The organism is Bradyrhizobium sp. CCBAU 11386, assembly GCF_028128955.1.
GTDB lineage: Bacteria > Pseudomonadota > Alphaproteobacteria > Rhizobiales > Xanthobacteraceae > Bradyrhizobium.
The window spans coordinates 104,630-119,148 of the sequence record NZ_LBKA01000247.1; the positions used below are offsets into that span (position 1 = coordinate 104,630).

General features: G+C 64.9%; 12 protein-coding genes and 2 pseudogenes. 6 read left to right on the forward strand and 8 right to left on the reverse strand.

Annotated features, from left to right (window positions below; genetic code table 11):
* The first annotated feature begins 106 nt into the window (after window positions 1-106).
* Window positions 107-1,351 (forward strand): efflux RND transporter periplasmic adaptor subunit, encoded by a 1,245-nt coding sequence (locus XI09_RS30585; RefSeq protein WP_271570160.1) that lies wholly within the window; start codon window positions 107-109, stop codon window positions 1,349-1,351.
* 39 nt (window positions 1,352-1,390) lie between these two features.
* The gene (locus XI09_RS30590) at window positions 1,391-4,507 is read left to right on the forward strand and encodes an efflux RND transporter permease subunit (protein ID WP_271570161.1); all 3,117 of its coding nucleotides are present in this window, start codon (window positions 1,391-1,393) and stop codon (window positions 4,505-4,507) included.
* A gap of 20 nt (window positions 4,508-4,527) precedes the next feature.
* Here the strand turns inward: XI09_RS30590 and XI09_RS30595 are convergent, their stop codons facing one another.
* The 7 genes from XI09_RS30595 to XI09_RS30625 all read right to left on the reverse strand — a co-directional run bounded on the left by XI09_RS30595 (window position 4,528) and on the right by XI09_RS30625 (window position 10,174).
* Window positions 4,528-5,490, reverse strand: coding sequence for an amidohydrolase family protein (locus tag XI09_RS30595; RefSeq protein ID WP_271570162.1), 963 nt, complete (start codon window positions 5,488-5,490; stop codon window positions 4,528-4,530).
* Window positions 5,491-5,541: 51 nt separating this feature from the next.
* Window positions 5,542-6,099: a hypothetical protein gene (locus XI09_RS30600; RefSeq protein WP_271570163.1), complete on the reverse strand. Its 558-nt coding sequence runs from the start codon at window positions 6,097-6,099 to the stop codon at window positions 5,542-5,544.
* Window positions 6,100-6,184: 85 nt separating this feature from the next.
* Window positions 6,185-6,535, reverse strand: a complete 351-nt coding sequence (locus tag XI09_RS30605) for an addiction module antidote protein (protein ID WP_271570164.1) — start codon at window positions 6,533-6,535, stop codon at window positions 6,185-6,187.
* On the reverse strand, window positions 6,535-6,825 hold the full coding sequence (locus XI09_RS30610; RefSeq protein ID WP_271570165.1) for a type II toxin-antitoxin system RelE/ParE family toxin: 291 nt from the start codon (window positions 6,823-6,825) through the stop codon (window positions 6,535-6,537). Before XI09_RS30610 ends, XI09_RS30605 begins: the two co-directional genes overlap by 1 nt.
* Before the next feature lie 105 nt (window positions 6,826-6,930).
* Window positions 6,931-8,361 (reverse strand): TolC family outer membrane protein, encoded by a 1,431-nt coding sequence (locus XI09_RS30615; RefSeq protein ID WP_442869628.1) that lies wholly within the window; start codon window positions 8,359-8,361, stop codon window positions 6,931-6,933.
* A 187-nt stretch (window positions 8,362-8,548) separates the two neighbouring features.
* Window positions 8,549-9,328, reverse strand: a complete 780-nt coding sequence (locus tag XI09_RS30620) for an enoyl-CoA hydratase (protein WP_271570167.1) — start codon at window positions 9,326-9,328, stop codon at window positions 8,549-8,551.
* Between the two features lie 156 nt (window positions 9,329-9,484).
* Entirely contained in the window at window positions 9,485-10,174 is a 690-nt protein-coding gene (locus XI09_RS30625; RefSeq protein ID WP_271570168.1) for a hypothetical protein, read from the reverse strand.
* A 288-nt stretch (window positions 10,175-10,462) separates the two neighbouring features.
* Here XI09_RS30625 and XI09_RS30630 point away from each other — a divergent pair, with 288 nt between their 5' ends.
* Window positions 10,463-11,008, forward strand: coding sequence for a sigma-70 family RNA polymerase sigma factor (locus XI09_RS30630; protein ID WP_271570169.1), 546 nt, complete (start codon window positions 10,463-10,465; stop codon window positions 11,006-11,008).
* A 2-nt stretch (window positions 11,009-11,010) separates the two neighbouring features.
* A complete protein-coding gene (locus tag XI09_RS30635) occupies window positions 11,011-11,649 on the forward strand; it encodes a DUF1109 domain-containing protein (protein ID WP_271570170.1) in 639 nt (212 codons plus the stop codon).
* A 61-nt stretch (window positions 11,650-11,710) separates the two neighbouring features.
* Here XI09_RS30635 and XI09_RS30640 read toward each other — a convergent pair whose 3' ends face one another.
* The gene (locus tag XI09_RS30640) at window positions 11,711-13,738 is read right to left on the reverse strand and encodes a hypothetical protein (RefSeq protein ID WP_271570171.1); all 2,028 of its coding nucleotides are present in this window, start codon (window positions 13,736-13,738) and stop codon (window positions 11,711-11,713) included.
* A 48-nt stretch (window positions 13,739-13,786) separates the two neighbouring features.
* On the opposite strand from XI09_RS30640, the pseudogene XI09_RS30645 reads away from it, so the two are divergent.
* Both XI09_RS30645 and XI09_RS30650 read left to right on the forward strand, forming a co-directional pair.
* Window positions 13,787-13,996 (forward strand): annotated as a pseudogene (locus XI09_RS30645) (NrsF family protein); the annotation flags it as partial.
* A 140-nt stretch (window positions 13,997-14,136) separates the two neighbouring features.
* Window positions 14,137-14,511 (forward strand): annotated as a pseudogene (locus XI09_RS30650) (molybdopterin cofactor-binding domain-containing protein); the annotation flags it as partial.
* Window positions 14,512-14,519: the final 8 nt, after the last annotated feature.

Sequence of the window (14,519 nt, forward strand, 5' to 3'; positions counted from 1 at the left end):
AAGGTGCCTGGCGTTTTTTAGGTTGTTTGAAATCTGAATTCGGCACTATTAGCGCGACCGATGAGGCAGTCATTTGCCAAGATCGTCGCAGATACGACCGGGCCCCATGGTAGTTGAAAATACCAAGCGATTGCAGTTGCTTACAAAACAACGGGTGATCTCATCCGTAGTTTTACTGGCATTCGCCGGTGCCGGTGCCTACGGCTTCCTCTATGCGGGGACCAGGGAAAAGAGTCATTCCGAGGTCTCCAGCCAGTCGCGCAGGAATGCGCAGAACTTCACGCCGACGCCGTCCGAATGGGCGACGCTGACGATCGAGCCGGTCAAGGCCAAGACCTTCCGCGCCGAATATGTCACCGAAGGCAAGGTCGCGGTCGACGAGGACCGCTCGACGCCGGTGTTCTCGCCCTATGCGGGCAGGGTCACCAAGTTGCTCGCCAAGCCGGGCGAGATGCTGAAGCAAGGTCAACCGCTGTTCACGATCGAGGCCGCCGACACCGTGCAGGCCCAGAACGATTTCATCGCGGCGATGACCACGCAGAACAAGGCGAAGTCGGCGATCGATCTTGCCGACATCCAGTTCAAGCGGGCCAAGGATCTCTATGAGGGCCACGCCATTCCGCTGAAGGACTATCAGCAGGCGGAAGCCACCCAGGTTCAGGCGCAGAACGACATGCGCTCCTCGGCGACGGCGCTGGAAGCCGCACGCAACAAGCTGCGGATTCTCGGCTTCACCGACGAGACCATCAAGGCGTTCCAGGACAAGGGCGTCATCGATCGGGAGGTCACGATCTACTCGCCGATCTCCGGTACGGTCGTGCAGCGCAAGATCGGCCCCGGCCAGTACGTCAATTCCGGCGCCAGCGATCCGGTCTTCGTGATCGGCGACCTCTCCACGGTCTGGCTCACCGCCTTCGTGCGCGAGAGCGACGCGGCCGCCGTGTGCATCGGGCAGGACATCACCGTCAACGTGATGGCACTGCCGGGCCGGCCGCTGACTGCCAGGATCAACTACGTCGCCGCCGCGATCGATCCCAGCACCCGCCGTCTGCTGGTTCGCGCCACCATCGACAACAAGGACGGCCTGCTCAAGCCGGAAATGTTCGCCAACGTCACGATCTATTCGGCTGGCGACCGTGCGGCACCGGCGGTGCCGAAACAGGCGCTGATCTATGAAGCCGACAAGGTTCGCATCTGGGTGGCGCGCGAGGACAAGTCGGTCGAGCTGCGCCAGATCAAGATCGGCCTCATCAACGGCAACCTCGTCGAGGTCACGGGCAACCTGAAACCCGGCGAGCAGATCGTCACCAAAGGCAGCCTGTTCATCGACCGCGCGGCGTCCGGCAGCTGATCGACGACCCAAAAAACTGAAAACAAACTGAAGAGTTGAATGGATCGTCTCGTCGCCCTTGCCGTCAACCGGCGCTTCCTGATGGTCGGCATGTTCGTTGCCGTGCTGATCGGCGGCCTGATTGCGTTCAACCAGCTCAACATCGAGGCCTATCCCGACCCGACCCCGCCGATGGTCGACATCGTGACGCAGAGCCCGGGCCTGTCGGCCGAGGAAATCGAGCGTTACATCACGATCCCGATCGAGACCCAGGTCGCCGGTCTGAAGAACCTCACGACCATCCGCACCATCTCGCTCTACGGCCTCTCCGACATCAAGCTCCAGTTCTCCTTCGCCTACACCTATGACGAGGCGTTGCAACAGGTCTTGAACCGCCTGGCGCAGCTCGCGCCGCTGCCGGGCAATGTGCAGCCGCAGATCTCGCCGCTCAGCCCGATCGGCGAAATCTTCCGCTACCGCCTGGTCGGCCCGCCGAACTACAGCGTGCTCGATCTCAAGACCATCCAGGACTGGATCCTCCAGCGCCGCTTCCGCGCCGTGCCGGGTGTCATCGACGTCACCGGCTGGGGCGGCAAGAGCAAGACCTACGAGCTCCAGGTCGACTTCAACAAGCTCGTCGCCAACGGCCTGACGCTGCCGCAACTGCTCCAGGCGGTCGGCAATGCGAACGTCAATGTCGGCGGCAACACCGTCAATATCGGCCAGCAGTCGGCCGTGGTGCGCGGCGTCGGCCTGATACGTTCGATCGACGACCTTGCCAACACCATGGTCTCGCAGACCAACGGCAACCCGGTGCTGGTCAAGGACGTCGCCACCGTCACCGTCGGTCAGAAGCCTCGTCTCGGCATCGCCGGCCTCGACGAGTCCGACGACATCGTGCAGGGCATCGTCCTGATGCGTCGTGGCGAGCAGAGCTCGCCAACCATCAAGCGCGTCCACCAGCTCGTTCAAACCATCAACGACTCCAGCATCCTGCCGCCCGGCGTGCGCATCGAGCGCATCTACGACCGCGGCGACCTGATCGAGCTCACCACCCACACCGTGCTGCACAACATGGTGGTTGGCATCCTCCTGATCGTGCTGTTGCAGTGGATCTTCCTCGGCGACCTGCGCAGCGCGCTGATCGTCGGCGCCACCATTCCGTTCGCGCTGTTCTTCGCTGTGATCATCCTGGTGCTGCGCGGCGAATCGGCGAACCTGCTGTCGGTCGGTGCGATCGACTTCGGCCTGATCGTCGATGCCACCGTCATCATGGTGGAAGCGATCTTCCGCCGCCTGACGCAGACGACGCCGGTGTCCGAATCCGAGCACATGTCGCCCGAAACGCTGTTCGGCATGAAGAGCCACGCCATCCTCAGCGCCGCGGCCGACGTGTCGCGCTCGATCTTCTTCGCCGCCGCCATCATCATCGCGGCCTTCCTGCCGCTGTTCACGCTCTCCGGCGTCGAAGGCAACATCTTCGGACCGATGGCCCGCACCTACGCCTATGCGCTTGCCGGCGGGCTGCTGGCCACCTTCACGGTGACGCCGGCGCTGTCCGCGATCATCCTGCCCGCGCATGTCGAGGAAACCGAGACCAGGGTCATGTTGATCCTGCACCGGATCTACACACCGATGCTGCATTGGGCTGTCGCCAATCGCAACATCATGCTCGGCGGCGCGGTCGGCCTCGTGCTGATGACGGTGGCGCTCGGCCGGCTGCTCGGCCTCGAATTCCTGCCCAAGCTGGAAGAGGGCAATCTCTGGATCCGCGCCACGCTGCCGCCGACCATCTCGCTCCAGGAAGGCAACAGCTACGTCAACGAGATGCGCAAGGTGATCCGCGCCCGGCCCGAGGTGGAATCCGTGGTGTCGCAGCACGGCCGTCCCGACGACGGCACCGACGCGGCCGGCTTCTTCAACGCCGAGTTCTTCGCGCCGCTCAAGCCCGTCAGCCAATGGCCCGGCACACGCGACAAGGAAGAGCTGACCGCGCAACTGCTCAAGCAGCTCGACGACCGCTTCCCCGGCGTCGAGTTCAACTTCTCGCAATATCTCCAGGACAACGTCTCCGAGGCCGTCTCGGGCGTGAAGGGCGAGAACTCGATCAAGCTGTTCGGCAGCGATCTCCAGGCGCTCACCGACACCGCCAACAAGATCAAGTCGGTGCTGGCCACCGTGCAGGGCGTCACCGACCTTGCGGTGTTCACCTCGCTCGGGCAGCCGACCATCCAGATCGACATCGACCGTGCCAAGGCCGCGCGCTACGGCCTCGCGCCGGGCGACATCAACGCCACCATCAAGGTCGCGATCGGCGGCGACACTGCGGGCGATCTCTACGAGCCCGGAAGCGACCGCCATTTCCCGATCATCGTCCGCCTTGCGCCGGAATATCGCAGGAGCGCGGAGGCGATCCAGAACCTGCGCATCGGTGCGCCCGGGCCGAACGGCACCGTCACGCAGATCCCGTTGAGCGAGGTCGCCACCATCAGCCTCGTCTCGGGTGCGGCCTACATCTATCGCGAGCAGCAGGAGCGCTACCTGCCGATCAAGTTCTCGGTGCGCGAGCGCGATCTCGGCAGCGCGATCCGCGAGGCGCAGCAGAAGATCGCCGACCAGGTGCAACTGCCGCCCGGCTCGCACATGGACTGGGTCGGCGAATTCGGCAATCTCCAGGACGCGATCCGGCGCCTGTCGATCGTGGTGCCGATCTCGCTGGCGCTGATCGGCGTCCTGCTCTGGTTCAATTTCGGCTCGATGACCGACACGCTGCTCGCGATGAGCGTGATCCCGATGGCGATCTTCGGCGGCGTGCTGGGCCTCCTGATCACCGGCACGGCGTTCAGCGTTTCCGCGGCGATCGGCTTCATCGCGCTGTTCGGCATTGCGGTCATGGACGGCATCATCATCCTGTCGCAGTTCAACCAGCTCATCGAAGAAGGCATGGATCGCGTGAGCGCGGTGATCCGCACCGGCGAGTTGCAGCTCCGGCCCGTGCTGATGACCTGTGTCGTTGCCGGCGTCGGCCTCTTGCCCGCTGCGCTGTCGGAGGGCATCGGCTCGCAGGTGCAGAAGCCGCTCGCGGTCGTCGTCGTCACCGGCATGATGCTGGCACCGGTCGTGATCCTGGTGACGCTGCCGGTGCTGATCTCCTTCTTCTCCCGCCGCGCGCGCTGATCGCGGGGGCTCGTCGCGCATCAGAATCCGTAGAGCTGCGCCGGATTGTCGACCAGGATCTTCCTGCGCACATCCGCATCCGGCGCCCACACCGGGAGCTGGTTGAGCAGACGACCATCGTCGATCTGGTAGAGCGGCGCGATGTCGGTGGCTTTCCGTCCCTCGACGCGGTTCGAATCCGGATGCGGCCAGTCGGTGCCCCAGACGATGCGATCCGGATTGGTCGCGATCAGCGCGCGCGCATAGGGCACCATGTCCTGATAATCAGGCGCGAGTTTTGACGAACGATAGGCGCCGGAGATCTTCACATAGGCCTTGCCGGATTTGACGAGCGCGACCAGGTCCGCAAATCCCGGCTGCTCCGGCCCGAGCGAAGCCTCGAGGCCGCCGAAATGATCGAACACCGCGGGCACGGGCGCGGCCAGCACCAGGTCCTTGATTGCCGAGATCATCGGCAGCGTGGTGTAGAGCTGCACGTGCCAGCCGCGCGCCTTCATGCGCTCCACGGCCGCAGTGAAGCGGGCCCGGCCGACATTGGGGTCGCTGATGCCGCCGGTCGCAAGGTTGATGCGAATGCCGCGAAAGCCGTCCTGCTGCATCGCGTCGAGCTGGGTCTCGGTCGTCTCGTCGTCGATCACGGCGACCCCGCGCGCCGTTCCGCCACGCGCCTTCATGCCGAACAGAGAGGAGGAGTTGTCGGTGCCGTAGACGCTCGGCGTCACGATCACCACGCGCTCGATATGCAGCGCCTTGTGCAGAGCGGCCATTTCTTCAGGGCTCGCCGGCTCCGGCGTATAGATCCGTCCTGCGAAGAACGGAAACTTTTCGGGATCGCCATGGATGTGGGTGTGGCAGTCGCAGGCATGGGCCGGAACGTCGAAATTGACCGGCGTCGCGGGCTGCGACGCGCGGGCGTGAACTTTGCTGGTCATGGCTACTCCGGCGGCAAGGGAGGCAAGCAGGATGCTGCGTCGGTCGAGCATGGTTTCTCTTCCTGCTTCGTTATTTGGAGGTGGGACCGGGACAGTATCACATCAGCCCGGCAATCGCTCCGCTTCGCTGCATAGCTGCTCGACAAGCTCCGCAAGCGGGTGTGAGCCGTCAACGCGCACGACCGGGCAGGGCAGGCCCGCGAGCCAGGCCTCATCTGTTGCGAGACTGCGGCCCTCGCGATCGCCGGCTTCGTAGCGCGAGGCCCATTCGACGAACGACTCCGTCTCCTCATGACGCCAGCCGCCCTGTGCGACGGCATCAGCTCCGAAATGCGCAGCCTCGCGGCCACGCAGGCGCTGCAAGCGAAGCTCGCGCGTCGTCGTCACAAAGACGACAAGATCGAAGAACGGGACGAGCTCGTTGCCCCAGCCGGTGACGGTTCCGCTCAGCACCCAATCGAGACGCGGCAGAAACATCTCGCGCATCAGGCGCAGCCGCTCGGCGGCGGGGCGCGTCGTCTGGTAGGGCGGCGCGGTCGGCAGCCAGAAATAATCATCGCTGTCGTGATGCGGAAGCGCAAGCCGGGCGGCGAGCGCGCGACCGAGCGTCGTCACGCCGGAGCCCGAAGCTCCCATCAGATGGATGCGGCGGCTTTTCATATTCACGTCCTGAGAATGCTCGAACCGGTATAGCGGCTGATGACGGCGATCGCGACGTTCCAGAGCGCCAGGAGTATGGCTCCCCTTACGCGGCGCGGCGGCGCTTAGACATTCGTCCGCTTGTCGCGGGTTGGGCCGACAATGTCAGGCCCAACGCTCCGACAATGCGCATGACCGTGCCGAACTCGGGATTTCCGCTCTCTCCGAGGGCCTTGTACAGACTTTCGCGATTCAAGCCGGCTTTTTTCGCAATCGCGCTCATGCCGCGCGCACGAGCGACGAGGCCAAGCGCGTCACGCACGAAATCGGCATCGCCGGTCTCCAACGCGACCGCAATATAGGCGGCCTGACGCTCTTCGGTGTTGAGATAGTCGGCGGCTTCGAAGCGCGTCGTCCTGGATGCCGTTTTGGTCCTCACTTTTGCTACTTTTGGCATCACACTGTCTCCGCTAGTTGCTGGGCCCGCTCGATGTCTTGCCGTTGTGTGCGCTTGTCGCCGCCACACAGCAGGATCACGATCTGCGCTCCGCGCTGCACATAGTAGATTCGATAACCCGGGCCATAGTCGATGCGTATCTCCCGGACGTTGCGACCGACGCTCTTGCTGTCGCCGGGATTGCCTATCTCCATGCGGCGAATGCGGACGGTGATACGGGCAACCGCGTTGGCGTCCTTGAGGCGATTCAGCCACGCCGAAAAATGCTCGGTTTGCCTCACCTCGATCATGAGGCATAACTGTAGTCCATGGGCTACAGAATGTCAAAGAGGCCGAGGTGGCGCGCCGGGACGGCGGGCGGTGCAGGGAGCTTGGAGGCGCAGCGCCGCGAACGTCTACTGCCCCGACGGCGTGCGCAGGCCGTGCCAGGCGTCGCGGACCTGCTGGTAGTGCACTTCGGGCAGGTAGTCCGGCGTGTTCAGGCTCAAGGTCTTGACGTCGAGATGGCCGACGGCGCTGAGCAGCGTGTAGGAGGCGATGACGCGGTCACGCAGCGCACCGATCAGGCGGGCCTTGGCCTGAATCAGGTCGGCCTGCGAGTTCAGCACGTCAACCGTCGTGCGCTGTCCGCCGGAGGCCTCGCGCTGCACGCCCTGAAGCGCGACGGTTGCCGCCTTCACCTCGGACTCCGAGGCCGAGACCGCGATCTTGGCGCCTTCGTTCGCAACCCAGGCGCTGACCGCCGCGGTGCGGGCCTGATTGCGCACCTGGTCGAGCACGAGCCGGCTCTGCGCCGTGATCTCCTTGGCCTGCCGGGTCTGCGCGGCGGCCTGGCCGCCGTCGTAGATCGGCGCGGTGACGTTGGCGACGATCGAGGCCTGGTCCTCGGAGCGGGTGCCGAGCGTCGGGTCGTTGTCGCGGCTGCGGCTGGCGCTGCCCTGGATGCTGGCGCTCGGCAGCAGCGCGCCTTCGGCGACGCGGATGTTGGTGGAGGCGACATCGACGTCGAAACTTGCGGCCATCACCGCCGGGTGCTGGCGGATCGCCATCGTCATCGCGTCTTCGCGGCTCTTCGGCAGGTAGCGGTCGACGACCTCGGCGGGCCGGAGCTGCGACGGCGCATTGCCGATCACCTGCGCGTAGATCGCCTGGCTCACGGCGAGCGCGACTTCGGCGGCGTTGAGATCGGCAAGGCCGCGGTTGAGACGGGCTTCGGCCTGCGCGGAATCGGTCGGCGTGACGTCGCCGGCGTTGAGGCGGCGCTGGGTGACGGAAAGCGTCTCGCGCAGGAAGGCGACGTTGGAGCGCTGCGCCTCGACCAGCGACTGGTTCGCCAGTACGTTGGTGTAGGCGGTGACCGCGTCGAGCAGCACGCCCTGGCCGACATTGCGCAGCGCCTCGCGGCCCGACTGGACCTGGAGTTCGGCGGCTCGCACGTTGTTGGCGGTGCGGAACCCGTTGAACAGGGTCTGCGTCACGGTGACGCCGATGACCCACGGCTTCAGATTGGCGGTCTGGATGGTGTTGTCGGGCAGCAGATTGCGCACCGATTGCAGGCCGGCGCTGAGGCTTGCCACGATCTGCGGCCGGTAGCCGGCCAGCGCCTGCGGCACGTTCTCGTCGGTTGCGCGCTGCCGCGCGCGCTCGGCATTGAGCTGCGGGTTGGTCTGGTAGGCCTTGGCGAGCGCTTCCGGCAGGGCTTCGGCCCATGCAGCGGAGGAGAGGGCGCAACACAGCGCCAGCGTGGTCCATGTCGCAAGCACAGGACCCACGCCCGATCGATGCCGCGTCATCACGCGACCAGCTCTGGCGGCACGCCCAATCATGTAATCCCGCTAACCCCGGCTGTCCGCCCCCGCCGACGGTGGCCTCTTAGCTGTTTAGCCAGCCGGGGTCCCGCAGGCAAACTGCCGCGGGGAAAACCCCCATGTATTCCGTGCTTGTTGCAGGTGCGTCACAGGGGTTCTGCGGCGAAGCGGCGGAGCCTTACACCGGCCTTACCGCTCGCCGGCGTTACCGGTTCTTGTTCACCGGCTTGCGCTTCTCGATGAACGCCGCCATGCCCTCGGAGCGGTCTTCCAGCGCGAAGGTGGAGTGGAACAGGTTGCGCTCGACGCTCATGCCCTCGGCGAGCGTGGTCTCGAAGGCGCGGTTCACCGCTTCCTTGGCCATGGCGACGGCGGGGCGCGACATCGAGGCGATCTTCTCGGCGGCGGCCATGACTTCGTCCATGAGCTTGTCGGCGGGCACGATGCGGCTGACGAGGCCTGAGCGCTCGGCTTCCGCTGCATCCATCATGCGACCGGTGAGGCAGAGGTCCATCGCCTTGGACTTGCCGATGGCGCGGGTCAGGCGCTGGGTGCCGCCGATGCCGGGAATGGTGCCGAGCGTGATTTCGGGCTGGCCGAACTTGGCGGTGTCTGCGGCGATGATGAAGTCGCACATCATGGCGAGCTCGCAGCCGCCGCCGAGCGCGTAGCCCGCGACCGCGGCGATGGTCGGCTTGCGGCAGCGCGCGACGCGGTCGCCGCCGATCGCGGCGAAATCCTCGGAGAACATGTCGATGAAGCCCTTCGGCTGCATCTCCTTGATGTCGGCGCCGGCGGCAAAGGCTTTCTCGCTGCCGGTCACGACGATGCAGCCGATGGCATCATCGCCCTCGAGATCGTCGACCGCAGCTGCAATCTCACGGAAGACGCCGAAGGAGAGCGCATTGAGCATCTTCGGCCGGTTCAGCTTGATGATACCGACCGCGCCTTTGCTTTCGACGATGATGTGTTCGAACGTGCTCATGCTCCACCCACGCTTTTGATTGGGCGGGCAATGTGCCCGCTAGCGCGGTGGGCTTCAAGGGGGCCCGAAAAGCTGCCGGAACAAGGGCGCCCGGAACGCGCAGCAAACTGCGCGTCCCGGACGAGGTCCGTCGGGCCAAAAGATCAGGCCAGGAAATCAGGCCATGAACATCCGCGCGGCGGAGGCCAGCGTCAGCAGCGTGCCGACGCCGATGAAGATCTTGCCGATCAGGGAGCTCTGGTCCCAGGCCGTGCTCTGCTGGCTGCTCGCCATCACCGGCGCGGGCCGCGGCTGCGCGTCGGTTGCGGCGATCACCGCGTTCTGCTTCTGCGCCGGCGGGCTGTCCTGTTGCAGGGCGCGGTCGAGATCGTTGAGCTGGTCGGGCGCCACCACCTGGTTCTCGGCATTCGGGGTGGCGGTATTATCGGCCGCTGCCTGGACGTTGTCGTTGGCGCGGCCCGTCATCGCGGAGGCCGCGGCCGCGGGCGGCGTGTCGGCGGCGAGCTGCGCATTGGCGTTGGCGACTTCCGGCGGCATCTGGCTCGAGGCCGCCACGTCGCCATCGGCCTTGTTGTCAGCCTTGTTGTCGGCCTTGGCCTCGTCGGTCTTGGCCGCGGCGTCCGTCTTGCCGGCCTTGTCGTCGGAGGACTTCTGCGCCGTCTTGCTGTTGGTGCGGCGAGCATCGTGGCGCCGGTGCTTGCTCGGCTGGACTGCATCAGCCTGTTTGCCTGCGCTGTCCGGTTGGTTGCTCGCAGCCGAAGCCGGCGCCGCCTGCGCAGCGCCTCCGAACAGCAGGAAAAGCCCGGCCAGAAGAATCAGGGCAGCGCGCCCGCTGGCTTTCATCATGTTGACGATCTCCCCAATCCACCCATCCCGGACCGAACAGAGACGCCGTGACGTGACGACAGCGGGGCAAAAAATGGGAATCTTCGGGCTACACCGGGCAAAAACGGGGCAAGCCACCCCTTCGGGGCTGGCCGCCGGGTGCGGACGGGACCGATCGGTGTTATGAGCCGTCGCGGATTTCCACGGCCGCGTGGGAGAGTTGGCACGTCGCCGATCACGAGTTCGTGATCATGCGGGTGCCGGTGTAACAAATTGAAAGAGCGGCCGAATTGCATGGTGAGGGCGCGCGTGCGCGGACGTGAGGACGAATGGACCGGCCTGATGCGGTCGGCCATGGCAGGCGATGATGCGGCGTATCATCGCCTGTTGAAGGCGGTCACGCCGGTGCTGCGCGCTGCCGCGAGGCGCGGGTTGGCGCGGGCCGGCCAGCCTCCCGACCAGGCCGAGGATATCGTGCAGGAGATTCTGTTGGCGGTGCATCTGAAGCGGCACACCTGGGACAGCGAAGCCCCCTTCGCACCCTGGCTGTTCGCGATCGCCCGCAACAAGCTGATCGATGCGCTAAGACGGCGGGGCCGCCGCGTCTTCGTCAACATCGACGATTTCGCCGAGACCCTGCCGGGCGAGACGCCGCAGGAGACGGCTTCGGCGGGCGAGGTCACAGCGCAGCTCAACACGCTGCCGCAGCGCCAGCGCGACGTGTTGCAGTCGATCGCGGTCGACAGCGCGTCGATCAAGGACACGGCGGCAAAGTTTTCGATGAGCGAGGGCGCAGTGCGAGTCGCGTTGCATCGCGGACTTACGGCGCTCACGGCCAAACTGCGGGACCACTAGTCATGGATACCGATCAACTCATTCGCTCGCTCGCGGCCGACAACGCCCATCGCGCACCGCGCGTCGGCGCTGTGCTGACCATGGCGCTGCTTGTGGCGGCGCCCTTGTCGATCTTGATCTTCGCCACCTTCCTCGGCGTGCGTCACGACGTGATGACGGCGATGCACAACCCGTTCTTCGACATGAAGTTCGCGGTCACGCTGTCGCTTGCGATCCCCGCGATCATCGTCAGCCTGCATCTGTCGCGACCCGAAGCCTTGCTGCGCGGCTGGGGCTGGCTGCTGCTGCTTCCCGTCGGCCTGCTTGCGGTCGCGATCGGCGGCGAGGCGATGATGGCGCCGGCCATGCCGATGACGATGCGGCTGATGGGCAAGAACTCCAGGGTTTGCCTGCTGGCGATCCCCGCGATGTCGCTGCCGCTGCTGGCGGGGGCGCTGTTCGGCCTGCGCCACGGTGCGCCATCGCACCCCGCGCTCGCCGGTGCGCTCGCCGGCCTGGTGTCGGCCGGGCTCGCCGCGACGCTCTACGCCTCGCACTGCACCGACGATTCCCCGCTGTTCGTCGCGACCTGGTACACGCTCGCGACCGCGTTCGTCGCGGCGGTCGGCGCGTTGGCCGGCTCGAAAGTCCTGAGATACTGACCGCGCAGCCAGGCCACGCGTTCCGTCGTCAGCGCTCAAACAATCCGCGCAAGTTTCGGCGTCATGACTTCCTGCGATAGAGGATGAACCGGGTCGATTCTTCGGAGCGTTCGAACTGCTCCTGCAAGATCTCGTCCACCATCCCCTTCATCCAATCATATTGGTAGGTCGCGCCGCGTTCCAAGAAGAAATAGTCGGCCCCGGCAAAACTCCTGATCACCTGGTCCCGGCTGAACGCGTCCCGGAAAGGCATGAATTCGCTCTTGGGAGCCCGGCCAAGCGTCGGGAGAACAGCCCAATCCTGGTCCGACAACAGCAGCATGCGGCCACCGGGTGGCACGACCTTGTTGACCAGGTCGACGTCGCTGGCGTCGAGCGCGACCTTGACCGGGTCCGCGCTTTGTTTCCATCGGAAGCTGGCGATGCTTGGATACTTCAAATACGACCGTAGGCCGATCGTCATCGTCTCTGTCTGTCGCCGATCCTGCGCACTCAGAAGCACGGCGACCGAGACGACGGCGACCGCCGCCAGCGACACGGCCGGGACCAACTGCGACTTCATTCGGCCGACAGCGGCACGAAATGCCGATCGGCCCCACCAAGCGCCAACGGCAAGATAAGCAAACGCGTTCTGCTGCCATACCGCATCGAGCGATCGGTTTACCCACTTGATCATGAACACCAGCGCGACGAGAGACAGAACCAGCAGATAAGCGCGCTCGATCGTGCGTGAGCCGGTCCACGCACCGGCGACGCTCACCGCCGTGCCGATGGCGATCGCGGGCATGACGATCTGGTAGACCGTCCCGAAGCCGGGATTCCAGATCAGGATCACCGCTACCCAGTTCGAGAAGCTGTGCAGACCGAGCGGGGCAAGTAAGACGTACAGGAAGTTCTTTGAAAGGACGGCTGGGCCGAATGCGGCAACGAACAATGCCAGCAGGAACACGATCGACATGCCGGTGAAAGCCGCGACCTCCCAAAACCGGCGCCGTTCCAGCAACCGCACGCATAACGCAGCACAAGCCACAGCCCAGGTATAGATCCCGGTCTCGGTGTTCCAAAAGATCGAGGCGGCGCAGACGGCGGACAGCGCCACCAGCAACCAGTCGGACGGTTTCACCATGAGGCGCGCCAGAATGCCCACGGCGATGAACACGAACATGTACCGGATCGCGAGCGCGGACGGCCCGCCGAAAGCGTCACCGTTGGCGTACTGGCACAGGGCGAGAAACACGACCGTCAAGACGAAGGGCATCGCCCGATTCTGGAAGAAGTCCCGCAGCACCCAATAGGCCGACAGGTGGAACACCACGAGACTTGCCGCAATGATCCGGATGTAGTGGCAATACAGGGCGTTGACGTCCGTGGTGAGGAACCTGCTCAACACGTAAGGCGGTCCGTATCCGTAGAACGACAGGAAGTCGCGGCCGGGCACCATGTCCTTTGCAAAGTGATAGAGCGCCGGCCCCGTCAGGTAGGATACCGGATGATTGCCGACCAACGCCCGCGTGGCCATGCCCTGCACGTCCCCGGGCAGGATCAGGGCCAGCAGCGCAGCGATCAGCGCCGCATCGACCCATCGAAATTCGAATAGCCTGATCGGCCTGGATTCCGCATCGCCATCGATGTGAATGCGGATCGGGAAGCGTTTCACGAAAGGGATGAAGCCGGCGACGACAAGGACGGTCAGCGCGACCCTTTGAAGTCTAGGCTCGAATGTGGCCCGCAGGAACGGATGCAGCTCTGTGACGATGATCACCGACGAGAGGTAGAACAGAACGAGCGAGCGGCCTTCGAAAAACTTTCGTAGCTTGAGGGCAGCAAACGCTGCGGCAGCGCCGAACGCGTAGAACAGGACATAGAAGATTTTCTCGGCGCGCTTGGTGGCCTCGCTGTGCGGGACGTCTGATTGAACGACCGGAAAGTCCTGTGCCAGGTTTACGGCAAGGTCCGGCCTGGCGGCATTCAGGATCAGATAGGCCGACAGGCCAGCTGCAACGGCGCCAACGCAAGCCCCCCAGAATGCCAAGCTCTGAAAACGCCAAAGCTCAAGTTCTGACCGTGTTATCGGCTTGACAAGACGCAACAATACCACCCCCCGGGGACGAATCCTCCGGAAGGCTAAAACAAAAAAATCGCCGGCGCCATAAGCGCCGCGCGCCGTGGATGGCCCGTGGGGAGAAGGCTCTGGAGCTTGATCCGGTCCGCCGGGCTCGCCGCGACGCCCTACGCCTCGCACTGCACCGACGACTCGCCGCTGTTCGTCGCGACCTGGTACACGCTCGCGGCCGCGCTGGTAGCGGCGGTCGGCGCGCTCGTGGGCTCGAAAGTCCTGCGCTACTGAAGCCCTGCGCGACTGAAGGCGTTCCGCGCAAATTGACGTCGCGTCACATGGCCGCGACTTCCGACTTTCGATCAGCCCGATCGCGCCTGCATTCATGAACGACGCACATAAGTTCATGCCATTGTGAAGGGCTAATCCCACTCGCCGTCTGTGCCGCAGGCCGGGTCCTCAACCCGAAGACGGCGCGCAGCCAGGTGATCGGCGCAATGACGATGGGCGTCGGCGCGGCGCTGATGGAAGAGCTGGAGGTGGACAAGCGCACCGGCTTCTTCGTCAACCATGATCTCGCCGGCTACGAGGTTCCAGTTCATGCCGACATTCCGCACCAGGATACGATCTTCCTGGACGAAACGGACCCGACGTCTTCGCCGATGAAGGCCAAGGGGATCGGTGAGCTCGGGCTATGCGGCGTCGCGGCGGCGCTCGCCAACGCCATCTACAACGCGACCGGGATACGGGTGCGCGACTACCCGATCACGCTCGACAAGCTGCTGCATCGCATGCCCGACGCCTGACGGCGGCG

Coding starts and splice junctions, on each gene's coding strand:
- XI09_RS30610 (WP_271570165.1), bottom strand. CDS start 6,825: ATGATCGAGGTGAGGCAAACCGAGCATTTTTCGGCGTGGCTGAATCGC.
- XI09_RS30620 (WP_271570167.1), bottom strand. CDS start 9,328: ATGAGCACGTTCGAACACATCATCGTCGAAAGCAAAGGCGCGGTCGGT.
- XI09_RS30605 (WP_271570164.1), bottom strand. CDS start 6,535: ATGCCAAAAGTAGCAAAAGTGAGGACCAAAACGGCATCCAGGACGACG.
- XI09_RS30635 (WP_271570170.1), top strand. CDS start 11,011: ATGGATACCGATCAACTCATTCGCTCGCTCGCGGCCGACAACGCCCAT.
- XI09_RS30590 (WP_271570161.1), top strand. CDS start 1,391: ATGGATCGTCTCGTCGCCCTTGCCGTCAACCGGCGCTTCCTGATGGTC.
- XI09_RS30595 (WP_271570162.1), bottom strand. CDS start 5,490: ATGCTCGACCGACGCAGCATCCTGCTTGCCTCCCTTGCCGCCGGAGTA.
- XI09_RS30600 (WP_271570163.1), bottom strand. CDS start 6,099: ATGAAAAGCCGCCGCATCCATCTGATGGGAGCTTCGGGCTCCGGCGTG.
- XI09_RS30585 (WP_271570160.1), top strand. CDS start 107: ATGGTAGTTGAAAATACCAAGCGATTGCAGTTGCTTACAAAACAACGG.
- XI09_RS30625 (WP_271570168.1), bottom strand. CDS start 10,174: ATGATGAAAGCCAGCGGGCGCGCTGCCCTGATTCTTCTGGCCGGGCTT.
- XI09_RS30615 (WP_442869628.1), bottom strand. CDS start 8,361: ATGATTGGGCGTGCCGCCAGAGCTGGTCGCGTGATGACGCGGCATCGA.